Below are 22,789 nucleotides of genomic sequence, written 5' to 3' on the forward strand. Positions count from 1 at the left end.
ACACTCGCCGATCAATTAGGTTAGTCTCACCTAAGTCGAAGGAGGGGTGCGTGAGCTCGGGGTGCGTTTCGGGGGCGGACAGGCGGGCGTGGGCCGGAAGTTGCTCGCATCCTGCGGGCTGTCACACCGGTGACCTGCCGGTTCTTGCCAGCGCGACGGTGGGGGCCCGCTTCTGGCTGCTCATCGAGCACTCCGGCCCGTGGGCCTCGCACCTGGAGGACTGCCGGCTGCCCGAGGGAATTCACGCGCTTATCAGACGGGCGCAGGACCTCGGCGTCCGGCCCCAGCTCATCCGCCGCCCGGGGCACCGGAAGCCCGTGATGGGCGGGATCCACGTCATGGTCGCCGACGCCACGGCCCCCGAGCCGTGGATCGCCGAGGGCGTCATCGCAGGTCCATCCGATCTTGACATGGACGCGCTGGTGGCCGGAGTGGTCCCGGAGTCCTGCATACTTGTGAGTGAGCCGGTTTTTCTGGTGTGCACGCATGCCAAGCGCAACGCGTGCTGCGCCCGCATTGGACTGCCCCTGGCTCGGTCCTTGGCAGAGGTTTTGCCGGACAGAATATGGGAAACATCACATGTTGGCGGCGATCGCTATGCCGCCAACCTCGTGTGCTTGCCACACGGGCTTTACTACGGCAGCATGTCTCAGGCTGCTGCGATCGCGGCAGTCGATGCGTACCGGTCCGGCGAGGTCATCCTCGACCGTTTCCGGGGACGCGCGGGCATCCCCGAGCCGTCGCAGGCCGCTGAGCATTTCGTCCGCGCCCATACGGGCGAGCTCTCGGTCGGTGGAGTGGCCGTGGAGTCCTCCAGGTCGGACGGCGTCACCACCGAAGTCCTCGTGCGCGGTGGCGACACTCGTTTCCGGGTGGTGGTCGAGCCCATGACGCTCACAACGCCATGTGGTACGGCTTGCGCCGAGACGGTCACCACCTATCGGCTGGTCACGCTGGACAGGCTCACGCCTGTGCGGTACGCCACGCCCGCTCTCGCCTGACCTGAGGGAACATCACGGGCAGTCCCGGCGTTGGACTCAGGGACGCCACAAACGTCCAATGCGGCATCAACCCGAATTACCTCTCACGTAAAAGGTGGTTTTCTCATGTCTCAGGTACGCCGGCAGACCGCCCGTCCTCGGCCCAGCTGGGGCTGGCAGGATGACGCCGCGTGCCGGGGTGAGGACCTCGTGCTCTTCTTCGGTCCCGACGGCGAGCGCCAGCCTGAGCGCGACATCCGCGAGCGGAAGGCCAAGGCCATCTGCGCCCAGTGCCCCGTCCGCGCCGAGTGCCTCGACTACGCGCTGTCGCGTCCGGAGAAGTACGGCACCTGGGGCGGCCTGAACGAGGACGAGCGCGCCTCCGAGCGTCGCCGTCGCATGCGCCGTGCCGCCAGCGCCGGCATCAGCGCCGTCGCCTGAGCAACACCTCCACCCGGCTTCCCCCGCGTGTGATCTCGCCGTTCCGGCGCGGGATCACACGTCGCCGTACGATCAGGGTGTTCCGCCCAGGAGGCGGAACACCCGGCAGGTAAGGTCCTTCCCGGTTCCGCCTCCCGCGGCTCCTTTCCGGCGATCTCGCCGGATTCGCCTCACGCCTCCCGCGGCCTTCGGTCCGGCCGGTCGTCCCGGTGGACCCCTCCGCTTCCCGAAGCCCCCGCCCGGCCCTCCGGCGGACGGGGGCTTCGGCGTCTCACCCCCGGCCGGCCCCGTGCGCAGGGCGTTCCCGGCCGGACCCGCCCGCGGATCCCGCTCGGGCCGGGCGGGCCGGGCGGCGCGCCGTGCCCGCCCGGCCGGGTGACACGCCTAGGGCCGGCTCCGGCCGGGCTTGCGCATCTCCTTGTGGATGGTCTTCCACCTGTTCTGCAGCTCCTTGCGCAGCCGCGGGTCGCTCCGCGACGCCATCCAGACGGCCTCGCGCCGCAGCTTGTGCCAGCTCTCCAGCCGGCGCTCGGACAGCGTGCCGTCCTCGATGGCGGCGACCACGGCGCAGCCCGGCTCGGCGCGGTGCTCGCAGTCGGCGAACCGGCACTCCGCGGCGAGGTCCTCGATGTCGGAGAAGGCCATGTCCACCCCCTCGGCCATGTCGTACAGGCCGATGCGCCGGATCCCCGGCGTGTCGATGACCAGCCCGCCGCCGGGCAGCCGGATGAGCTCGCGGTGGACCGTGGTGTGCCGGCCGCGGCCGTCGCCCGCCCGGACCCGCTGGGTCTCCATGACCTCCTCCCCGGCCAGCGCGTTGACCAGCGTCGACTTGCCCGCGCCGGAGGCGCCGAGCACGACGGCGGTGCGCCTGCCGTCCAGGTGGCCGCGCACGATGTCCACGCCCTCCCCGGTGACGGAGCAGACCGCGTGCACGTCCGCCCCCGGGGCCGCCTCGGCGACCTCCTCCAGCAGGTGGGGCAGGGCGTCCCCGATGAGGTCGGACTTGGTGACGAGCACCACCGGCCGTCCCCCGCTCTCCCAGGCCAGCGCCAGCAGGCGCTCGATCCGGCCCAGGTCGGCGGTGTCGGTGGCGTGCAGGGCGGGCTCGGCGACGAACACGACGTCGACGTTGGCGGCGAGCACCTGCCCCTGGGAGTCGCCGGACAGGCCGCCCCGCGACGTCCTGCCGACGCCGCCGCGGACGAAGGCGGTACGGCGGGGCAGCAGCGCCGCGAGCTCGAAGCGGCCCTCGGGCAGCCGGCGCAGTCCCGCCCAGTCGCCGACGCAGGGCAGCGCGACGGGGTCGGCGGCGGCGGCCCGCCGTACGGAGGCGCCGTAGTGGGCCTGGAAGGGGCCCTCGGCGGTCAGCACCTCGGCGGCGCCGCGGTCGACGCGGGCCACCCGGGCGGGCAGCAGGCCGTCGGGGAGATCGGCGGCGATGGAGTCGTCCCAGCCGAGGCGGGACAGCGATACGGAAGAAGCGAACAGGTCCGGAGCGGACAACGTGGGTACACCCTTTGCGAAAGGGGCGCCCGCGGCCAGGAGTCGGTCAGGCGGGCACCCGGAGGTCGGTTGACGGCAGGCTGCTCAGAAAGGCCCGCATAGTCCTCACCTCCGTTGCTCGCGGCCGCCCGTCCTCGGGCGGCGCCGTGACCGGCACCCGGCGGGTTCCGTCGCGCGGTTGATCCGCACGACGGAATCTATCGCGAAACCCGCCCTCGGACGCAAACCCTTTTTTCCGCCCGTTCCAGGACCCGCCCCGTTCCAGGACCCGCCCCGTTCCTGCACCCGCCCCGTTCCCGCGCCCGGCGCGGGCCGCCTACAGGCCGGGAGCCGGGAAGCGGGAGGTGAGCTCCCGGACCTCGCCCTGCACGCGGGTGATGACGCGCTCGGCCTCGTCCTGGTCCTTGGCCAGCGCGGAGACGACCTGGTCCATCCAGGCGCCGATCTGCCGCATCTCGGCGACGCCCATGCCCCGGCTGGTCACACCGGCGGTGCCGATGCGGATGCCGGACGGGTCGAACGGCTTGCGCGGGTCGAACGGCACGGTGTTGTAGTTGGTCTCCAGCCCGGCCCGGTCCATCGCCTGGGCGGCGGGCTTGCCGCCGATGCCCTTGGGCGTCAGGTCCAGCAGGATGAGGTGGTTGTCGGTGCCGCCGGAGACGAGGTCGAAGCCGCGGCCCAGGAGCTCCTCGGCCAGCGCCTGGGAGTTCACCACGACCTGGTGGGCGTAGTCCTTGAACTCGTCGGTCGCCGCCTCCTTCAGCGCCACCGCGATCGCCGCGGTGGTGTGGTTGTGCGGGCCGCCCTGCAGGCCGGGGAAGACGGCCTTGTTCAGCGCGGTGGCGTGCTCGTCGGCGGTGGCCATGAGCATGGCGCCGCGCGGGCCGCGCAGCGTCTTGTGGGTGGTGGTGGAGATGACGTCGGCGTGGCCGACCGGCGAGGGGTGGGCGCCGCCGGCCACCAGGCCGGCGATGTGGGCGATGTCGGCGGCGAGCACCGCGCCGACCTCGCGGGCGATCTCGGCGAAGGCCGGGAAGTCGATCGTGCGCGGGATCGCGGTGCCGCCGCAGAAGATCAGCTTGGGCCGCTCACGCAGGGCGATCTCGCGGACCTCGTCCATGTCGACACGGCCGGTGTCGCGGCGCACGCCGTAGCGGACCGGGTTGAACCACTTGCCGGTGGCCGAGACCGACCAGCCGTGGGTGAGGTGGCCGCCGAACGGCAGGCCCATGCCCATGACGGTGTCGCCCGGCTGGAGGAAGGCGAGGTAGATCGCCAGGTTGGCGGGCGAGCCGGAGTAGGGCTGGACGTTGGCGTGGTTGACGCCGAACAGGGACTTGGCCCGCTCGATGGCGAGGGTCTCGATCTGGTCGATGACCTGCTGGCCCTCGTAGTACCGCTTGCCCGGGTAGCCCTCGGAGTACTTGTTGGTGAGAACGGTGCCGGTGGCCTCGAGAACCGCCTTGGAGACGTAGTTCTCGGAGGCGATCAGCTTGACGGTGTCGGCCTGACGGCGCTCCTCGGCCTTGATCAGCTCGGCGATCTGCGGATCGACGCTCGAAAGAGAACTCATGCGCCTTCACTCCCCTGTCGGCATTGACATCGTGTGGAGGACCCAGGCGCGCGGCCCTCCGCTTTCCGCTCCCCGGTGGTCGCTCCCACCCAATGCGCCAGTCGCGCTTCAGACGATAGCGGACTGACCGGTGCGAGTGGCCCGGCCTGCGCCGTCAACGGGCCACAGGCGGTCCACCTCGGCGTTCAGCGTGGCCCCGATGAGGACGGCCAGCGCCGTGATGTACAGCCACAGCAGCACCGCGATGGGGGCGGCGAGCGAGCCGTAGACCGACACCGGGGAGAACCAGGCGGCGAGGACCTCCCGCAGCACGGCGGCGCAGGCGATCCAGATGATCAGCGCGAGCACGGCCCCCGGCAGCTCCCGCCACCAGCGCGTCCGCACCGGGACGCTCACGTGGTAGAGCAGGGTCAGGAAGATCACCGAGCCGATGACGACGACCGGCCAGTAGAGGCCGTCGACCAGGGCGGCGTAGTCGCGGGGCAGGACGCCGTGCAGCACCACCGGCCCCAGGACGAGCACCGGCATGATCAGCAGCCCGATGAGCAGGCCCGCGACGTAGAGGCCGAAGGACATCAGGCGGGTGCGGATGATGCCGCGCTCGTCGCCGAGGCCGTAGGCGACCGAGATCAGGTCCACGTAGACGAACAGGGCGCGCGAGCCCGACCAGAGGGCCAGCAGGAAGCCCAGGGAGATCAGCGGGACCTGTTTCTGGGGGTTCAGGACGTCGTCGACGAGCGGGGTGACGACGGTGTTGACGGCGTTGTCGGTGAACAGCAGGTGGGCCTGGGACTGGATCCAGGCCCGGACGTCCTGCACCGCCGCCGGGCCGATCGCCCCGGTGAGCCGGCCGACGAGGCCGATCAGGCCGAGGGTGAACGGCGGCAGCGACAGCAGCGCGAAGAAGGCCGCCTCCCCGGCCAGGCCGGTGACGCGGTAGGCGATGCCCGCGTTGGTGGTGGCGGTGGCGAGGGCCCAGGTGCCCGTGCCGCGCAGCCAGGTCAGCCCGGCCCGCAGCCGGGCCACGCGTCCACGCGATGTGGGCTTCTCCGGCCCCGGCCGGTGCGCCTGGGCATCAGTGGACGTCATGCCACACAACGGTATGCCCAGGGCTTCTTGATCACGAACCTCGGGCGGCGGTCCCCGCGCGTGTCCGCCGGCCGGCCGCCGGGCCCGGCCCGCGGCTCCCCGGGCTCCGGGCCGGGGGGCGCGCCGCGGAACGCCGTCGGCTCCCGGTCTCCGGGCCGGGGGGGCGCGCCGCGGGACGCCGTCGGCCCCCGGTCTCCGGGCCGGGAGCGCGTCAGCGCCGGTAGATCAGCGCCGGGTCGTCCACCGGGACGATCCGGGCGCCCAGCGGCAGCAGGGAGACGGGGATCAGCTTGATGTTGGCGACCGCCAGCGGGATGCCGATCACCGACAGGAAGAGCGGTATCGACGTCAGCAGGTGCCCGATGGCCAGCCAGATCCCGGCCACGACGCACCAGATCACGTTTCCGATCGCCGACATCGCGCCCGCCCGGGGGTCGCGCACCACGGTCCGGCCGAAGGGCCACAGCGCGAAGGCGGCGATCCGGAACGAGGCGATGCCGAACGGGATCGTGACGATCAGGATGCAGCAGATGATGCCCGCGAGGACGTAGCCGGCGGCCATCCATATCCCGGCGAACACCAGCCAGATCACGTTGAGCAAGGTCCTCATTCTTCGAGGATGGCAGGCCGGATCGGGATGGTTCCATCGGGTATGTCCCGAACCTTCCCCCGAGGTCGTCCGGTCTCCTTCCGTGGCCGCCCCGGGGGCGGACGGCACAATGGAGGAATGATCTGCGACCGGTGCAAGGAGAGCCACCACGACGAGTGCCGGGGCGGTTCGTGGTGCGACTGCCAGCACAAGACCCCCGAGCAGGCCGGGAAGGCCAAGGAGTCGGGGCTGGGCTGGCCGCGCCAGGGGTGAGGCGGCGGAGGCCGCCGTACCGGGTGAGCCGCGCGGCGGGAGGCCGCCCGCGGCCCGCGGGACCCGCGAGGGGCTCCGTGCCGGACTCCGTGCCGGGCCAAGGTTGGCCCTGGCGGCGGTCCAGAGTGTGGACCGCACATTGGACATCTCCCACCATCACGGTATCGTCTTAGACATGCCAGCGGACCCGTTGCTCGTCGTGCGACGCCACGTCGACCTCCTGCGTGTCCGCAGCGCCATCTGTTGTGACGTCCGTTGACCGACGCCCACCGCTGATTTCATCCGGCTGCGGGCGCGCGACAGGCGTCCTTCTTCCCTGAAGCGAAGCGACCCCCGTACTCGACGGCGAGGCGGGAGGTTCGCCACCTGCGCGTGCCCAAGATCATTCAACCGATCGTAAGGACGCGCACATGACGACCCCGGCCAGGCCGGTCAACCGGCACCACAAGCGCCCGCGCGGCGAGGGTCAGTGGGCTCTCGGTTACCGCGAACCGTTGAACAAGAACGAAGAGAACAAGAAGAACGACGACGGGCTCAACGTCCGTCAGCGGATCATCGACATCTACTCCAAGTACGGCTTCGACTCCATCGACCCCGCCGACCTGCGGGGCCGGATGCGCTGGTACGGCCTCTACACCCAGCGCCGGCCCGGCATCGACGGCGGCAAGACCGCGATCCTGGAGCCGGAGGAGCTCGACGACCGCTACTTCATGCTCCGGGTCCGCATCGACGGCGGCCGCCTGGACCTGCGGCAGCTTCGTACCATCGCCGACATCTCCAACCTGTACGGCCGCGGCACCGCCGACGTCACCGACCGGCAGAACATCCAGCTCCACTGGATCGAGATCGAGTCCGTCCCCGACATCTGGGAGCGGCTGGAGGCGGTGGGCCTGTCCACCACCGAGGCGTGCGGTGACACCCCCCGCGTCATCCTGGGCTGCCCGCTGGCCGGGATCGACGGCGAGGAGGTGCTCGACGGCACCCCGCACATCCGCGAGATCCACGACGCCTACATCGGCGACCCGGCGTACTCCAACCTGCCGCGCAAGTTCAAGACCGCGGTGAGCGGCTGCCCGGCGCACTGCACCGTGCACGAGATCAACGACGTGGCGTTCGTCGGCGTCGTCAACGAGCGCGGCGAGGCCGGCTACGACCTGTGGGTGGGCGGCGGCCTGTCCACGAACCCGATGCTGGCCAAGCGGCTGGGCGTCTTCGTCACCCCCGAGCAGGTCTCGGCCGTCTACGGCGGCGTGATCGGCATCTTCCGCGACTACGGCTACCGCCGCCTGCGCCACCGGGCGCGGCTGAAGTTCCTGGTCAACGACTGGGGCGTGGAGCGCTTCCGGGAGATCCTCCAGACGGAGTACCTCGGGTACGCCCTGCCCGACGGCCCGGCGCCCGAGCAGCCGCGCGGCGGCCGCCGCGACCACGTCGGCGTCTTCCCGCAGAAGGACGGCAACTTCTACGTCGGCTTCGCGCCCAGGGTCGGCCGGCTCAGCGGCGACACGCTGCACCTGATCGCCGACATCGCCGAGCGGCACGGCTCGGACCGGGTGCACACCACGGTCGAGCAGAAGATGGTCATCCTGGACGTCGCGCCCGACCGGGTGGACAGCCTCGTCGCCGAGCTGGAGGCCAACGACCTGCGGGTCAACCCCTCCACCTTCCGCCGCCAGACCATGGCGTGCACCGGCATCGAGTTCTGCAAGCTGGCGATCGTCGAGACCAAGGCCACCGCGTCCGACCTGATCGACGAGCTGGAGCGGCGGCTGCCGGACTTCACCGAGCCGCTGACCATCAACGTCAACGGCTGCCCCAACTCCTGCGCGCGCATCCAGGTCGCCGACATCGGCCTGAAGGGCCAGCTCGTCGTCAACGACGAGGGTGAGCAGGTCGAGGGCTTCCAGATCCACCTGGGCGGCTCCCTGGGGGTCAACGCCGGCTTCGGCCGCAAGGTCCGGGGCCTGAAGGCCACCGCCGCGGAGCTCCCCGACTACGTCGAGCGCGTGGTGCGCAACTTCGAGAAGCAGCGCGACGAGGGCGAGACGTTCTCCGAGTGGGTGCAGCGGGCCGACGAGGCGGACCTCAAGTGAGGCGCGGCGCCGTACGGCGGAGCGGCCGGAGGGGGCGGCGATGAGCGAGCGAGCGGTCCCCTTCCACTGCCCCTACTGCGGCGAGGAGGACCTGGAGCCCTACGAGGGCGACGGCGGCTGGTACTGCCGCTCGTGCGCCCGCGCCTTCCGGCTGAAGTTCCTCGGGATCGGGGTGCGGTCGTGACCGGCCGCGGCGCGGCGGACGGAACGGGCCGGCGCGGGCGCGGCGCGACGAGCGGGGCGGTGAACGGGGCGGCCGGTGCGGTGCGAGCGGCACGGGCGGCCCGTACGGCGGATTGGGAGTGGTGAACGTGAGCATCGTTGACATCGAGATCGGCCTGAACCGGCAGCGGGCCGGGTTCGACCTGCAGGACATCGCCGAGTCCGCGGCGGTGTTCCTGGAGGACGCCCCGGCCCTGGAGATCATCCGGTGGGCGGCGGCAACCTTCGGCGACCGGCTCTGCCTGACCTCCTCGATGAGCGACGCCCTGCTGATCGACCTGGTCAGCCGGGTGAAGCCGGGGATCGACGTGTTGTTCATCGACACGGGTTACCACTTCGCCGAGACGATCGGCACCCGTGACGCGGTGCGGCAGGTCTACGACGTGAACGTGATCGACGTCAAGCCGTCCCGCACGGTCGCCGAGCAGGAGCGCGACCTCGGGCCGCGGCTGTTCGGCCGCAACCCCGACCTGTGCTGCTACCTGCGCAAGGTGGAGCCGCTCAACCGGGCGCTGGAGCCATACCTCGCCTGGGTGTCCGGCATCCGCCGCGACGAGGCGGTCACCCGCTCGGACGTCAAGGTCGTGGAGTGGGACACCAAGCGCCAGATGGTGAAGATCAACCCGATCGCCCGCTGGACGCAGGACGACGTCGACAACTACATGGCCGACAACGGCGTGCTGATCAACCCGCTGCACTACGACGACTACCCCTCGATCGGCTGCGCGCCCTGCACCCGGCAGGTCGCCCCCGGCGAGGACCCGCGCAGCGGCCGCTGGTCCGGGATGGCCAAGACGGAATGCGGGCTTCATCTGTGACGCCGCCCGTCCCCGGCGCCCCGCCGGTGACGCCGCTGGTCGCGGTGGCGCACGGGTCGCGTGACCCGCGCGCCGCGGCGACGGTGGAGGCGCTGCTCGGCCTCCTGCGGCGGGCGCGGCCGGAGCTCCCGGTGCGCGCCGCCTACCTCGACCACGCCGCCCCGACGCTCGCCGCGGCGCTGTCCGGGCTGGACGAGGCGGTGGTGGTGCCACTGCTGCTCACCGCGGCCTACCACAGCCGGGTGGACATCCCCGGGGCGCTGGCCGAGATCACCTCCCGCCGCCCGGCGCTGCGCGTCCGGGTCGGCGGCACGCTGGGGCCGCACCCGCTGCTGGTCACCGCCCTGGAGCGCCGGCTGGCCGAGGCCGGGGTCGAGCCGGGCGACCCGGACACCGCGGTGGTGCTGGTGTCGGCGGGCTCCAGCGACCGGCGGGCCAACGCGACGGTCGCCGCCGTCGCCGCGGACTGGGCGCGCCGGCGCGGCTGGTGGTCGGTGGGCGTCGCCTACGCCTCGGCCGCCGAGCCCGCCCCGGAGCGGGAGGTCCGCCGCCTGCTCGCGGCGGGGGCCCCGCGGGTCGCGGTGGCGCCGTACCTGCTGGCCCCCGGCCACTTCGCCGACCGGACCCGTGACGCCTCGCTCGCCGCGGGCGCGGCCGTCGTCGCCGAGGTGCTCGGCGCGTCCCCCGAGGTCGCGGCCGTCCTGGCGGAGCGCCACGACGAGGCCGTACGGCGCCACCCGGCGTCCGTCTCGGCCTGACCTCCCGGTGAGACCTCGGCCTGACCTCCCGGTGAGACCGGGGCTCGCCGGGGCCGGGCCCGCAGACCTCGGCGGCTCCCGCACTCCGAGGCCCCGAGACCAGCGATCCCGGGGTCCGAGCCCCCGGGGACCGGTGCCTCAGCCGCCTTCCCCGCCGCTTCCCGGATTCGGCTTCGCGCCGTCCCGGCCGTCCCCGGGGCAGCGCACCACGACGATCCGGCCGTCGAGCGGGTCCGTCACGACGACGGCGCCCGGGCAGACGGGCTCGACCCCGATCTCGTCGGCGAAGCGGCAGCCGGGGCCGCCGTCGCAGGGCTCGGTCCGGGTGAGCGTGACGGTGACGCTGATGTCGGCCCGGGTCTTCGGGGCGTCCGCGACGACCTGCCGGGCGTCCCGGTCGCCGGTCACCGGCCGGCCCAGCCTCCGCACCGAGCCGGGCGGGACCACCGCGATCTCCAGCCGCCTGACCTCGGACTCCGGGAACAGGGCGGTCTGGCTCTTCGAGCGGTCCAGGTCCGCCGGCAGCTCGCGGCAGGACTGGGCGTTGCGGTACTTCCCGTCCTCCCAGTGGAGGAGCTCCGCGCCGAACGGGCAGTGGACCGCGACCTGCGTCATCGTCCCGTACGGCCGCGCGGGCAGGTCGAGGGACAGGCGCTCGCCCATGGTGGAGAACCGCTTCTCCAGGACGACGTCGTCGACATAGCGGGCGCCGTACCGGGGCGTCGGCTGGGCCATGACGCCGGTCCAGACGTCATCGGGGACGGCGGTGACGCCGCCGCCGGGCAGGGTGAGCGCCGCGACGACGGCGAGGCCCGCCGCGAGGGTCCCGCCCAGCGCCGCGGCGCGGCGGCGCCTGATCCGCCGGACCCGCCGGTCGACGTCGGCGACGGTCACGCCCCCGCGGTGGCCGTCGTCGCCCTCGGCCGCCAGGATCTCGCGCAGTTCCGGCTCTGTGATCGTCAACTCGGCTCCCCTGAGGTGGTCGCGGCGATCGCCGCGGGATCGACGCGCAGCTTCGCCAGGGCCCGGCTGGCCTGGCTGCGGACGGTGGCCGCCGAGCAGCCGAGGATCTCGGCGATCCGCGGGTCGGGCAGGTCGGCGAAGTAGCGCAGCACGACCACGGCCCGCTGCCGGTCGGGCAGCGCCGCCAGGGCCTGCCGTACGGCCTCGCGCGTGCCGACCTCGCCGGTGCGGTCCTCCCCCGCCGTGTCGGGCAGCGTCCCGGTGGGCACCTCGCCCCGCCAGCGGCGCCTCCACCAGGAGGCGTGGGTGTTGGTGAGGATGCGGTAGACGTAGGGGTCGGGGTCGTCGCCCACCCGCCGCCAGGCGAGCCACGCCTTGGCCAGTGCCGTCTGCAGCAGGTCCTCGGCCGTGCCCCAGTCGCGGCACAGCAGGTACGCGGCCTGCAGCAGGCGGGCCGAGCGCTGCTCGACGTACCGCTCGAAATCGGCTCTGTCTCGCACGCGCCGTCCTCGGTGTCTCGGTGACCTTCCACCGATCACTACGCTCCGGCCGCCCCGGGACGTTGCACGCCTCGAACGGGTCTTCCCGGGAACGGCCCGGGACGGGGGCCGCCGGGAGGATCAGTAACCGCGGTCGCGCCGCTCCTCACGCTCCTGGGCGCGGCGCTCGCGGCGCTCCCACCGCTCCTCGCGGCGGGGGTCCCATCCGTGCGGAGGCAGGGGCAGCCGCGGCCGCTCCGGCAGCTCGCCGTACGCCCGCTGCCAGTGCTCCTTCCAGGCCGCCCACGCCTTCTCGATCGGGCGCGCCCGCGAGTCGCCGACCACCTTGATCTCACCCATGAGCGCGTAGGCCCGCACCCGGACGAGCGGCGCCCGCATGCCCTCGGGAGCTTCGATGACCTGGACCTTCTTCTCCCCCATGAACACGAAACCGTCGATCTCGACGTCCACGCCGTCGGGAACGATGATCTTCACCGATCCCATGACCGCGGTGGCGAAGATGTCGACCACGTCGGTGCGGACCTCGGCCTGGCGCAGGTCGATCGTGACCTCGCCCATCACCGCGGCCGCGCCCAGCTCCCGGTCGATCCGCCACTTGCCACGGCGCTTGGACTCGCTCATGACCGCCACGAGCCAGCGCCGCGCCCGGCCGCCCTCCGGCCGCACCGGAGCGGGGGCGTGGGCGTGGGCGGGCCCCGGGCCCTGCGCCGGGGGCAGGTCGGAGGTGAGGGCGGCGAGGTCGGCGTGGGTGACGGCGGTGTAGGCCGCCTCGGTGCGCTCGGTCAGCTCCCCGAGGGTCAGCCGCCCCTCGACGGAGGCGACGCGCAGCAGCTCGACCGCGGCCTCCCGCTCGGCGTCGGAGACACGCATCCCACCCGGATCACTCATGAATCACAACATATCGCGATACAGGCGATCGGTGGATCCCCATCGGGCAGGAGAACACGCCCGGCGCCTATCATCCGGAAGATGTACGCAGAACTTCTGGACGCGGTGACCGGGAACGACGCCGAGAAGGTCGAGCGCCTGCTCCGGGACGGCGCAGCCCCCGACCCGGACGGCGCCGGGGAGACGACCGCCCTGTACCGGGCCGCGACCGGCGGCCACGTGACGATCGCGCGGGCCCTGCTGGCCGCCGGGGCCGACCCGAACCGGATCGGCGGCGGCGAGGACGAGGGCCTGCCGCTGTGCGGCGCCGCCGCCTGGGGCCGCACCGAGACCGTGGAGGCGCTGCTGGCCGCGGGGGCCGACCCGAACCTCCGGGAGAGCCACGGCTGGACCGCCCTGCTGTGGGCCGCGGCCAACGGCCACGCCGGGACCGCCCGGGCCCTGCTCGCGGCCGGAGCCTCCGCCGAGGACGCCAACGACGGCGGGGAGACCGCGCTGACCCTGGCCACCCGGCGCGGCGCGCTGGGCGTGGTCCGCGCGCTGCTGGACTCCGGGGCCGACCCCACGCGAGCCGACGGCGAGGGCGACACGCCCCTGTCCATCGCCTACGACTGGCTCGGCACCCACCTGGAGAGCGCGCTGCTGGAGCAGCTCGCCGAGCAGGCGCCCAAGGACGCGGACCTCACGGTGAGCCGCGCCCGCGCCGAGGACGGCACCGACCTGGTGACCGTCACGGCGGCGCGGCCGGACGGCGGGGCCTCCGAGATCGTCTGCCAGCGCGGCCACGCGGCCGTCGCGACCCTGCTGGAGGACGCGACCGGCGAGCGTCTGCCGTTCGGGGACCTGGTCGGGCGGGCGCTGCCGTACCGTGACGTCGACGAGGAGGCCGAGACCTGGTGGACGGTGGCCGACTCGCTGAGCCGGCGGGCCGACGAGGAGACCTTCGAGGCGGCGGCGGAGCTGTCCGTGAGCGAGGACCCGCGGCGGCGGGAGTTCGCCGCCGACGTGCTGTCGCAGTTCGGCTTCGACGGGGACGAGCGGCCGTTCCTGGAGCGGACGCTGCCGATCCTGCGGCGGATGGCCGTGGCCGAGGGCGACGAGCGGGTGCTGCGCTCGGTGCTCGGCGCGCTCGGCAACCACGCCGACCCGCGCGCCCTGCCCGAGGTGCTGTCGATCATCACCGCCGAGGGCTGGACCCGTACCCAGGCCGACCCTGCCGCGCTGGCCGCCGTCCTGCCGCCGGGCCACGCCGAGGGGCTGGCGCTGCTCGTCTCGATGACGGAGGACCCCGACGAGGAGGTGCGCGACTGGGCCGCCACCGCCCTGGCCGGCCTGGCGGAGCATCGCGAGGAGGTCCGCGCCGCGCTGGCCGCGCGGGGACTCTGAGCGGGGAGGTCCGCGCCGCGCGGGGACTCCGAGCGGGACACCGCGGGGAGGTCCGCGCCGCGCTCGCCGCGCGGGGACTTTGAGATGATGCCGGAACCCGGCGAAAAGGGCCGGGCCGGCATCCTCGGAGGCACCCGTGATCCCTGACGCGACCCACGAGGTCTTCAACCAGGCACCCCCGTTCACCGGCCACGACGTCTCGGCCGACCCGGCGCTCCTCGAAGGTGTGACGCGCGAGGGCGCCGGCTGGGCCGTCGGCGAGCTGGGCCGGCTCGGCACGCTCGCCGGCTCCGAGGAGGCCGCCGAGTGGGGGCGGCTGGCCAACGAGCATCCGCCGGTGCTGCGCACCCACGACCGCTACGGCAACCGGATCGACGAGGTGGAGTTCCACCCCGCCTGGCACGAGCTGATGACGGTCGCCGTGGAGAACGGCCTGCACGCCGCCCCGTGGGCCGACACCCGGCCCGGCGCCCACGTGGCCCGCGCCGCCGGGTTCCACGTCTGGAGCCAGGCCGAGGCCGGGCACGGCTGCCCGATCTCCATGACCTACGCCGCGGTCCCGGCGCTGCGCCACTCCCCCGGCCTGGCCGCCGAGTGGGAGCCCCTGCTGGCCTCCCGCCACTACGACTTCGGGCTGCGCCCGCCGCTCGGCAAACGCGGCGTGCTCGCCGGGATGGGCATGACCGAGAAGCAGGGCGGCTCCGACGTCCGCGCCGGCACCACCCGCGCCGAGCCCCTGGGCGACGGCTCCTACGTCCTGACCGGGCACAAGTGGTTCAACTCCGCCCCGATGTGCGACGTGTTCCTGGTCCTGGCCCAGGCGCCCGGCGGGCTGACGTGCTTCCTGCTGCCCCGCGTGCTGCCCGACGGCACCCGCAACGCCATGCGGCTGATGCGGCTGAAGGACAAGCTGGGCAACAAGTCCAACGCCAGCGCCGAGGTCGAGTACCACCGCGCGCTCGCCTGGCCGGTCGGCGAGGAGGGCCGGGGCGTGCGGACCATCCTGGAGATGGTCAACATGACCAGGCTCGACTGCGTGATCGGTTCGGCGGCCGGCATGCGGTACGGCGTGACCCGGGCCGTCCACCACGCCGCGCACCGCGCCGCGTTCGGCCGGAGGCTGGCCGACCAGCCGCTGATGCGCAACGTCCTGGCCGACCTGGCGCTGGAGTCGGAGGCCGCGACCACGCTGATGATCCGGCTGGCCGGCGCCACCGACCGGGCCGTGGCCGGGGACGCCGCCGAGACGGCGCTGCGCCGTACGGCGCTGGCGGTCGGCAAGTACTGGGTCTGCAAGCGCGGCCCGGCGCACGCGGCCGAGGCGATGGAGTGCCTGGGCGGCAACGGCTACGTCGAGGAGTCGCAGATGCCCCGGCTGTTCCGCGAGTCGCCGCTGAACGGCATCTGGGAGGGCTCGGGGAACGTGGCCGCGCTGGACGTGCTGCGTGCCCTGCGGCGCGAGCCGGAGGCGCTGGACGCCTTCCTCGCCGAGGTGGCGCTCGCCGCCGGGGCCGACCGGCGCCTGGACGAGGCCGCGGAGCGGCTGGGCAAGACCCTCGCCGACCCGGCCGAGGCCGAGCTGCGCGCCCGCTCCGTCGCCGAGGACATGGCGCTGGTGCTGCAGGGCTCCCTGCTGGTACGGCACGCGCCGGCGGCCGTCGCCGACGCCTTCTGCGCCTCCCGCCTCGCGGGCGGGGGCGGCCGGGCGTTCGGCACGCTCCCGGCGGGCCTGGACCTGGACGCGATCATCGAGCGGGCCGCCGTACGGCCCGCCGCCTCCTCCGAGGGCTCCGGCGCCGGGTCCTGAGCCGGACGGGCGTCGGCCCCGGAGCGGGCGCGAGGTCTCCGGGAGCGGCGGGTCCCGGCCGCCGTGGCGACGGCGAGTAGGGTCTGTCGGGTAAACCCATGATCGAAAGGATTACCGCAATGGCGACGACTCGTACCGCGACGACCCAGTGGAAGGGCGCCCTCCTCGACGGCTCGGGCACCGTCTCGCTCGACACCTCGGGCGTGGGCAGGTTCGACGTGTCCTGGCCCTCCCGGGCCGAGCAGGCGAACGGCAAGACCTCGCCCGAGGAGCTGATCGCGGCGGCGCACTCCGCCTGCTTCTCGATGGCCCTGTCCCACGGCCTGGCGCAGGCGGGCACCCCGCCGCAGACGGTGGAGACCAAGGCCGACGTGACCTTCCAGCCGGGCGAGGGCATCACCGGCATCGTCCTGTCGGTCCGCGCCCAGGTGCCGGGCCTGTCCGCCGAGGAGTTCCGGACCGCCGCCGAGAACGCCAAGGCGAACTGCCCGGTGAGCAAGGCCCTGGCGGGGACGACCATCACCCTCGACGCCGAGCTGGTGGGCTGACCGCCGCTCTGTCCACCCTGTCCGCCCCGCCCGCCCGGCTCCCCCGGTTCCTACCGGTTCCTCTTGGTTCCTCCCGGGCGGGAGGACGCGGGCGAGCACGTAGACTCTGCCGGAAGCTCTCCGGCGGCACGCCGCGCGGGGGATCGGGCGCCCAGGGTCGTGCCCCCGGTCCCCGCGGGCCGGCCGGGGCCCGCCGCCCACCGGGGTGAGGAACGGGCGGCCGGGGAGCCCCCGTGAGCGCGGCGTCGCCGCCGAGGACGGGCCACGACGGCGTGGCCGTCCGTCTCCCCCGACGACGCGAACATGGCGCGAATGGGACACGGGTCCGCGACACCCTGCACACGAAGGTGTGATTGGAGGAGAATAGGGCTACATGCGCGAAACATGGCCGGGAGAGCCGTACCCCCTCGGCGCCACCTGGGACGGTGCGGGGACCAACTTCTCCCTGTTCTCCGAGGTGGCCGAGCGGGTAGAGCTGTGCCTCTTCGACGACGACGGCCGCGAGGAGCGGATCGACCTCCCCGAGGCCGACGGGTTCGTCTGGCACGGCTACCTCCCGGGCGTCATGCCCGGCCAGCGGTACGGCTACCGCGTCCACGGCCCGTACGAGCCCTCCCAGGGGCACCGCTGCAACCCCGCCAAGCTGCTCATCGACCCCTACGCCAAGGCCGTCGAGGGCGAGGTCGAGTGGAACGAGGCGCTGTTCTCCTACGCCTTCACCGACCCGTCCGTGCGCAACGACGACGACAGCGCCCCGTTCATGCCGAAGAACGTGGTGGTCAACCCGTTCTTCGACTGGGGCGACGACCGGCTGCCCCGCACGCCGTACCACCAGACCGTGATCTACGAGGCGCACGTGCGCGGGCTGACCATGCGCCACCCGGCCGTCCCACCCGAGCAGCGCGGCACCTACGCGGGGCTCGCCCACCCGGCGGTCATCGAGCACCTGCGGAGCCTGGGCGTCACCGCGGTCGAGCTGATGCCGGTGCACCAGTTCGTGCCCGAGCACGCCATGGTCGCCCGGGGGCTGACGAACTACTGGGGCTACAACACCATCGCCTACCTCGCCCCGCACGCCGCCTACGCCTCCTCGGACCGGCGCGGCGAGCAGGTGATGGAGTTCAAGGCGATGGTCCGGTCGCTGCACGAGGCGGGGATCGAGGTCATCCTCGACGTGGTCTACAACCACACCGCCGAGGGCGACCACATGGGCCCCACGCTGGGCTTCCGGGGCATCGACAACGCCGCCTACTACCGGCTGCACGACGGCGACCGGCGCTACCACCTCGACTACACCGGCTGCGGCAACTCCCTCAACGTCCGCTCCCCGCACGCGCTGCAGCTCATCATGGACTCGCTGCGCTACTGGGTGCTGGAGATGCACGTGGACGGCTTCCGGTTCGACCTGGCCGCCGCCCTGGCCCGGGAGCTGCACGACGTCGACCGGCTGAGCGCGTTCTTCGACCTGATCCAGCAGGACCCGGTGATCTCCCAGGTGAAGCTGATCGCCGAGCCGTGGGACGTCGGCCCCGGCGGCTACCAGGTCGGCAACTTCCCGCCGCTGTGGACGGAGTGGAACGGCAAGTACCGCGACACCGTCCGCGACTTCTGGCGGGGCAACGGCTCGGCGCTGCCGGAGTTCGCCTCCCGGCTGACCGGCTCGGCCGACCTGTACGCCTCCTCCGGGCGCCGCCCGGTGGCCTCCATCAACTTCGTCACCTGCCACGACGGGTTCACACTGAACGACCTGGTCTCCTACGACCGCAAGCACAACGAGGCCAACGCCGAGAACAACCGCGACGGCACCGACGACAACCGGTCGTGGAACTGCGGCGCCGAGGGGCCGGTGGACGACGAGGAGGTCAACCGCCTGCGCCGCCGCCAGCGCCGCAACTTCCTGACCACCCTGTTCGTCTCGCAGGGCGTGCCGATGCTCACCGCCGGGGACGAGTTCGGCCGCACCCAGGGCGGCAACAACAACGCCTACTGCCAGGACAACGAGGTCTCCTGGGTCGACTGGTCGCTCGCCGGGTGCGAGCGCGACCTGCTGGAGTTCGTCCGGAGCCTGGCGCGGCTGCGGCGCGAGCACCCCGTCTTCCAGCGGCGCCGGTTCTTCCACGGCCGCCGGGCCGACGACGGCACGCGCGACATCGTCTGGTTCACCCCGTCGGGTGAGGAGATGACGGCCTCCGACTGGCACACCGGCTACGCCAAGTCGCTCGCGGTCTTCCTGAACGGCGACGCCATCACCGAGCCGGGCCCGCGCGGCGAGCGGATCACCGACGACTCGTTCCTGCTGCTGGTCAACGCCCATCACGAGGACATGACGTTCACCGTCCCCGGGGAGCGGTACGGCAGGCGGTGGGAGTCCGTGCTGGACACCGCCGAGGAGCGGCCCGCCGAGGCGGCCGGGGCGGCCGGGGAGTCCTGGCCGGCCGACGCCAAGGTCACGGTGACCTCGCGCTCGGTGCGGATCCTCCGCGGCCGCCGGGACTGACCCGCTCCGGCCGCGCCGCCCGGGTCCCGTACCCGGCGGTGCCCGCCGCCCGGCATGGCACCGCGTCCGGCACGGCCCGTCCGGTACGGCCCCGTGTCCGGTACATCCCGTCCGGTACGGTGCGGGCCCGCCGCCGGACCCGGGGCCCAGGGGGTATGCCAAGGTAGGGGGATGCGCCTCATCCATCCCGCCCCCGGCCCCGTCCCCGGCGGGGACGCCGAGCCCGACCTCGCGGAACTCTACGCCTACCCCGGCGACCGGTGGCTCCGGCTCAACATGGTGGCCAGCGCCGACGGCGGGACCTGGCTGGACGGGCTGTCCGGCGGGTTGTCCGGCCGGGGCGACCGGAAGGTCTTCGGGGTGCTGCGCGGGCTGGCCGACGTCGTCATGGCCGGCGCGGCGACCGTGCGGGCCGAGGGGTACGGCCCGGCCAAGCCCAGGAAGTCGTGGGCGGCGCTGCGCGCGGGCCGTACGGCCGTCCCGCCGATCGCGGTGGTCACCGCGAGCCTGGAGCTGGACCTGTCGGGCCCGCTGTTCACCGAGGCCGACCCGGACGCGCGGACGATCGTCGTCACCTGCGAGGCGGCCCCCCGCGACCGGCGCGAGGAGACGGCCCGGCACGCCGAGGTGATCGTCGCCGGCCGGGACCGGGTGGACCTCGCCCTGGCGGTCAAGGAGCTGGGCGGGCGCGGCCTGGGGCGGGTGCTGTGCGAGGGCGGGGCCAGGCTCAACGCCCAGCTCGCCGCGGCCGGCCTGGTGGACGAGCTGTGCCTGACGGTGAGCCCGCTGATGATCGGCGGGGACGCCGCCCGGGTCCTCGACGGCCCGGCCTCCCCGACCCGGCTGCGCCTGGCCCACGTCCTGGAGGACGAGGGGTTCCTGATCACCCGTTACGTCAGGGAGGGCTGAGCGGCGGCGATCCCGGGCGCCGTCTCCCATGAGCGCCGGTCTCCCGGGGGTCAGGCTCCCGTGAGCGCCGGACTCCCCCGGACGCCGTTCCCGTGGGCGCCGGGCTCTCGTGGACATCGGGCGAAATAAACGATATATCTCGCTCCATGGAGAAGAGATCCCCCACCGGTGACGAGCTGCGCGCCTCCGTCGAGGCCCGCCGGGAGCTGGGACCCGAGTACGAGGACTCCCTCATCGAGGGGTTCCTGGACAAGATGGGCCAGGAGATCGACCGGCGGGTGGAGGAGCGGGTCGCCGCCCGCGTCCCGCAGCAGAAGCCGAAGGCCCCCGCGGTCCGGCCGGGTGTGGACGCCGGGCAGCGCCTGGCCCTGGCGATCGTCTCCATCGTCTTCGGCGTCGGCAGCACGCTCGCCTTCACCATCGCCGACAGGAGCGCCGGCCCGATGGTCCTCGTCTGGTTCGGGATCATCGTGGTGAACATCGCCTTCGCCGTCGGCTCCCGCCGCTGACCTTCCGCGCGGAGCCGCGGACCGGGAAGGGGGGCGCGGGCGGGGGTCCGGAGGGCATGCCGACTCCGGGACCGTACGGAGGTGAGGGGGTCGGGCGGTCCGCCCCGGAGTCACCTCGGCGGCGGGACCGGGCTCTCGACGGGGCGGACCGCGCGACCACCCGTCCGCTCACCGGTCGAACGCTGGCGCATCGTCCGGCCGACGGCCACCTGGCCGTCCGGTTGGCCCATGGACGGCCCGACGGATGGTCTGACCCCTCAGCGGGAGGGTGAACCCTCCACATCTGCTAAGACGCAAAATCCGACATAAATGGATGCTTCACCACAAAGATTTTTTTCCCGGCATTTCGGGCGCGCTGTCTCGGCGGGAACCCCCTCCGCATAGGCTGAGGGGATGGACAAGGTGGTCAAGAGCGACGCCGAGTGGCGCGCCCAGCTCTCTCCCGAGGAGTATCAGGTACTCCGCCAGGCAGGCACCGAGCGCCCCTTCACCGGGGAGTACGTCGACACCAAGACCGTGGGCGTCTACAGCTGCCGGGCCTGCGGCGCCGAGCTGTTCCGGTCCGACACCAAGTTCGAGAGCCACTGCGGCTGGCCGAGCTTCTACGAGCCGTCGAAGTCGGACGCGGTGACCCTCATCGAGGACCGCTCGCTCGGCATGGTCCGGGTCGAGGTCCGCTGCGCCGCCTGCGACTCGCACCTCGGGCACGTCTTCCACGGCGAGGGGTACGGCACCCCCACCGACGACCGCTACTGCATCAACTCCGTGTCGCTGCGGCTGGAGCCGGCCGACGGCTGACGGTCTCCCGCCGGGCCGGGCACGGCGCGGACGGCCCGGCGTCCGGCCGGTCCCATCCCGGCGGACCCCCGGTACGGCGAAGACCCGGTACGGCGAAGGCCCGCGGGGCGGGCCTAACCGCCGGGCCTGGGATAGGTGACGCGGCAGTCGGAGTCGCCGGGGCCGAGGATGTTGGCCAGGACGGGGTTGCCGTTCTCGCCGAACCTCGCCTGGACGAAGACGACGGGGTTCACCGAGCCGAGTTCCCCCACGAGATAGTCGAGACCGGTCTCGCACAGCTTGATCGCCTGCTTGGAGTTGTCCGCCGTCTCCGGCAGGTCGGTGTAGATCCGCAGGTAGCCGCCGACGACCCGGATGTCCTTGACCCGCTTCGTCGCCTTGTGCGCCGCGAAGTAGGCGAACGCCCTCGGGTCGCTGTGCCTGGACGGACCGTCCGCCTTGGCCGCGTCGCCGGACCCGTGGCCGCTGCCCGCCTTGCCTCCCGGCAGCACGCCCACCGCCCTGCCGTCCCCGGCGCCCTGCTGCGGCGCGGCCAGGAGGTGCTTCTGCGCCTCCGGGACGGGCGGCGGGTCCGCGGCGAGCATCGAGCGGCCCAGCGCCAGGACCGCGACCGCCAGCGCGGTCGCGCCGACCGAGATCTCCAGGACCCGCGGCCGGGCCCTTCTCCTGCGGCGCCCGCCTCCGCGCCCCGTGGACCGTGCCAGACCCGCGCCCGTGTTCACCTTTGGCCTCACATCGACAGGTGTTTTCCCCGAGTATGACAATGCCGGGGGAACTAATCGAGCGTTTCACCGGATTCGCCGGGCGTCCCGGCCCGGACGTCCCCGCGCCGGGCGGGACGGCCCGGACCGGCCGCTTCCGGCGGGCGCGTGCGGGCCGGGCGGGTCGTACGAGCCGGGCGCGTACGGCGGGTCCGGCGCGGGCCTACGGCAGCGCCGCCACCAGCTCGCCGACGGGCTTGCGGATGCCGGTGTAGAAGGGGATCTCCACCCGGGTGTGCCTGCGGGCCTCGGCGCCGCGCAGGGTGCGCATCAGGTCGACGATGCGGTGCAGGTCGTCGGCCTCGAAGGCGAGCATCCACTCGTAGTCGTTCAGCGAGAAGCAGGCGACGGTGTTGGCCCGCACGTCGGGGTAGTCGCGGGCCATCCGGCCATGCTCGGCCAGCATGCGGCGCCGGTCGGCGTCGTCCAGGAGGTACCACTCCAGGGAGCGGACGAACGGGTAGACGCTGACGTAGCCCCGCGGCTCCTCCTCGGCGAGGAACGCCGGGATGTGGGACTTGTTGAACTCGGCCGGGCGGTGCAGCGCCATGGCCGACCAGACCGGCTCGGTCAGCTCCCCCAGCGCGGTGCGGCGGAAGCGCGAGTAGGTCTCCTGCAGGTCCTCCGGGGTCGGCGCGTGCCACCAGAACATGAAGTCCGCGTCGGCCCGGAAGCCGGCCACGTCGTACAGGCCGCGGGTGACCACGTCCTTCTCCGCCGCCTGCGCCAGGAGGGCCTCGACCTCCTCGGCCATGCCCTCGCGTCCGGTCGCCGGGCAGCGCTCGCGCAACCTGAAGACCGACCACATCGTGTAGCGGATCACGTGGTTCAGGTCGCGCGCCTTGGGCCTCGGGTTCCCGTCCGTCGTCCTCACCCCTCCG

Annotated in this window: 23 protein-coding genes and 1 riboswitch; of the genes, 14 read left to right on the forward strand and 9 right to left on the reverse strand. The window is 73.2% G+C overall.

Annotated features, from left to right (window positions below):
- The first annotated feature begins 50 nt into the window (after nucleotides 1–50).
- Complete coding sequence (locus IEZ10_RS05150) at nucleotides 51–1,001, forward strand: sucrase ferredoxin (protein WP_189245299.1); 951 nt, start codon at nucleotides 51–53, stop codon at nucleotides 999–1,001.
- Nucleotides 1,002–1,106: 105 nt separating this feature from the next.
- Nucleotides 1,107–1,421, forward strand: coding sequence for a WhiB family transcriptional regulator (locus IEZ10_RS05155; RefSeq protein WP_012893126.1), 315 nt, complete (start codon nucleotides 1,107–1,109; stop codon nucleotides 1,419–1,421).
- Between the two features lie 384 nt (nucleotides 1,422–1,805).
- On the opposite strand, the gene rsgA is transcribed toward IEZ10_RS05155, so the two are convergent.
- The 4 genes from rsgA to IEZ10_RS05175 all read right to left on the reverse strand — a co-directional run bounded on the left by rsgA (nucleotide 1,806) and on the right by IEZ10_RS05175 (nucleotide 6,199).
- The gene (gene rsgA, locus IEZ10_RS05160; protein ID WP_189245300.1) at nucleotides 1,806–2,927 is read right to left on the reverse strand and encodes a ribosome small subunit-dependent GTPase A; all 1,122 of its coding nucleotides are present in this window, start codon (nucleotides 2,925–2,927) and stop codon (nucleotides 1,806–1,808) included.
- A 316-nt stretch (nucleotides 2,928–3,243) separates the two neighbouring features.
- On the reverse strand, nucleotides 3,244–4,500 hold the full coding sequence (gene glyA, locus IEZ10_RS05165; protein ID WP_189245301.1) for a serine hydroxymethyltransferase: 1,257 nt from the start codon (nucleotides 4,498–4,500) through the stop codon (nucleotides 3,244–3,246).
- A gap of 33 nt (nucleotides 4,501–4,533) precedes the next feature.
- A riboswitch (ZMP/ZTP riboswitch) is annotated at nucleotides 4,534–4,615 on the reverse strand.
- Entirely contained in the window at nucleotides 4,609–5,589 is a 981-nt protein-coding gene (locus IEZ10_RS05170) for a YihY/virulence factor BrkB family protein (RefSeq protein ID WP_229810970.1), read from the reverse strand. Its footprint overlaps the riboswitch before it by 7 nt.
- 211 nt (nucleotides 5,590–5,800) lie before the next feature.
- Nucleotides 5,801–6,199, reverse strand: a complete 399-nt coding sequence (locus IEZ10_RS05175) for a YccF domain-containing protein (RefSeq protein WP_189245303.1) — start codon at nucleotides 6,197–6,199, stop codon at nucleotides 5,801–5,803.
- A gap of 117 nt (nucleotides 6,200–6,316) precedes the next feature.
- Between IEZ10_RS05175 and IEZ10_RS39785 the strand changes: the two genes are divergently transcribed.
- The 5 genes from IEZ10_RS39785 (at nucleotide 6,317) to IEZ10_RS05195 (ending at nucleotide 10,342) form a co-directional block, all read left to right on the forward strand.
- Nucleotides 6,317–6,451, forward strand: coding sequence for a hypothetical protein (locus tag IEZ10_RS39785; protein WP_268246279.1), 135 nt, complete (start codon nucleotides 6,317–6,319; stop codon nucleotides 6,449–6,451).
- A 410-nt stretch (nucleotides 6,452–6,861) separates the two neighbouring features.
- On the forward strand, nucleotides 6,862–8,544 hold the full coding sequence (locus IEZ10_RS05180) for a nitrite/sulfite reductase (RefSeq protein WP_189245304.1): 1,683 nt from the start codon (nucleotides 6,862–6,864) through the stop codon (nucleotides 8,542–8,544).
- 40 nt (nucleotides 8,545–8,584) lie between these two features.
- Nucleotides 8,585–8,728, forward strand: coding sequence for an Insertion element protein (locus IEZ10_RS05185; RefSeq protein ID WP_179827084.1), 144 nt, complete (start codon nucleotides 8,585–8,587; stop codon nucleotides 8,726–8,728).
- A gap of 127 nt (nucleotides 8,729–8,855) precedes the next feature.
- Entirely contained in the window at nucleotides 8,856–9,584 is a 729-nt protein-coding gene (locus IEZ10_RS05190; RefSeq protein WP_189245305.1) for a phosphoadenylyl-sulfate reductase, read from the forward strand.
- On the forward strand, nucleotides 9,566–10,342 hold the full coding sequence (locus IEZ10_RS05195) for a sirohydrochlorin chelatase (protein WP_189245306.1): 777 nt from the start codon (nucleotides 9,566–9,568) through the stop codon (nucleotides 10,340–10,342). The genes IEZ10_RS05190 and IEZ10_RS05195 overlap by 19 nt, the downstream gene beginning before the upstream one ends.
- A 138-nt stretch (nucleotides 10,343–10,480) precedes the next feature.
- Here the strand turns inward: IEZ10_RS05195 and IEZ10_RS05200 are convergent, their stop codons facing one another.
- The 3 genes from IEZ10_RS05200 to IEZ10_RS05210 all read right to left on the reverse strand — a co-directional run bounded on the left by IEZ10_RS05200 (nucleotide 10,481) and on the right by IEZ10_RS05210 (nucleotide 12,693).
- On the reverse strand, nucleotides 10,481–11,305 hold the full coding sequence (locus IEZ10_RS05200; RefSeq protein ID WP_189245307.1) for a hypothetical protein: 825 nt from the start codon (nucleotides 11,303–11,305) through the stop codon (nucleotides 10,481–10,483).
- The gene (locus IEZ10_RS05205) at nucleotides 11,302–11,805 is read right to left on the reverse strand and encodes a SigE family RNA polymerase sigma factor (RefSeq protein ID WP_189245308.1); all 504 of its coding nucleotides are present in this window, start codon (nucleotides 11,803–11,805) and stop codon (nucleotides 11,302–11,304) included. The genes IEZ10_RS05200 and IEZ10_RS05205 overlap by 4 nt, the downstream gene beginning before the upstream one ends.
- A 120-nt stretch (nucleotides 11,806–11,925) precedes the next feature.
- Nucleotides 11,926–12,693, reverse strand: a complete 768-nt coding sequence (locus IEZ10_RS05210) for a DUF1707 SHOCT-like domain-containing protein (RefSeq protein ID WP_189245309.1) — start codon at nucleotides 12,691–12,693, stop codon at nucleotides 11,926–11,928.
- Nucleotides 12,694–12,774: 81 nt separating this feature from the next.
- Between IEZ10_RS05210 and IEZ10_RS05215 the strand changes: the two genes are divergently transcribed.
- The 7 genes from IEZ10_RS05215 to msrB all read left to right on the forward strand — a co-directional run bounded on the left by IEZ10_RS05215 (nucleotide 12,775) and on the right by msrB (nucleotide 21,147).
- A complete protein-coding gene (locus tag IEZ10_RS05215; protein WP_189245310.1) occupies nucleotides 12,775–14,079 on the forward strand; it encodes an ankyrin repeat domain-containing protein in 1,305 nt (434 codons plus the stop codon).
- Nucleotides 14,080–14,215: 136 nt separating this feature from the next.
- Entirely contained in the window at nucleotides 14,216–15,886 is a 1,671-nt protein-coding gene (locus IEZ10_RS05220; RefSeq protein WP_229810971.1) for an isovaleryl-CoA dehydrogenase, read from the forward strand.
- 119 nt (nucleotides 15,887–16,005) lie between these two features.
- Nucleotides 16,006–16,434, forward strand: a complete 429-nt coding sequence (locus IEZ10_RS05225) for an OsmC family protein (RefSeq protein WP_179827070.1) — start codon at nucleotides 16,006–16,008, stop codon at nucleotides 16,432–16,434.
- 373 nt (nucleotides 16,435–16,807) lie between these two features.
- Entirely contained in the window at nucleotides 16,808–18,931 is a 2,124-nt protein-coding gene (glgX, locus tag IEZ10_RS05230) for a glycogen debranching protein GlgX (RefSeq protein ID WP_189245311.1), read from the forward strand.
- A 171-nt stretch (nucleotides 18,932–19,102) separates the two neighbouring features.
- Entirely contained in the window at nucleotides 19,103–19,840 is a 738-nt protein-coding gene (locus tag IEZ10_RS05235) for a pyrimidine reductase family protein (RefSeq protein WP_189245312.1), read from the forward strand.
- Nucleotides 19,841–19,986: 146 nt separating this feature from the next.
- Entirely contained in the window at nucleotides 19,987–20,349 is a 363-nt protein-coding gene (locus IEZ10_RS05240) for a hypothetical protein (protein ID WP_189245313.1), read from the forward strand.
- A gap of 393 nt (nucleotides 20,350–20,742) precedes the next feature.
- A complete protein-coding gene (gene msrB / locus IEZ10_RS05245) occupies nucleotides 20,743–21,147 on the forward strand; it encodes a peptide-methionine (R)-S-oxide reductase MsrB (RefSeq protein WP_189245314.1) in 405 nt (134 codons plus the stop codon).
- Nucleotides 21,148–21,260: 113 nt separating this feature from the next.
- Here msrB and IEZ10_RS05250 read toward each other — a convergent pair whose 3' ends face one another.
- Nucleotides 21,261–21,869: a hypothetical protein gene (locus IEZ10_RS05250; RefSeq protein ID WP_189245315.1), complete on the reverse strand. Its 609-nt coding sequence runs from the start codon at nucleotides 21,867–21,869 to the stop codon at nucleotides 21,261–21,263.
- Between the two features lie 202 nt (nucleotides 21,870–22,071).
- Nucleotides 22,072–22,716: a hydrogen peroxide-dependent heme synthase gene (hemQ, locus tag IEZ10_RS05255; RefSeq protein ID WP_179828760.1), complete on the reverse strand. Its 645-nt coding sequence runs from the start codon at nucleotides 22,714–22,716 to the stop codon at nucleotides 22,072–22,074.
- Nucleotides 22,717–22,789 lie beyond the last annotated feature (73 nt).

The organism is Streptosporangium pseudovulgare (genome assembly GCF_014648055.1).
In the GTDB taxonomy this organism is placed as follows: Bacteria; Actinomycetota; Actinomycetes; order Streptosporangiales; family Streptosporangiaceae; genus Streptosporangium; species Streptosporangium pseudovulgare.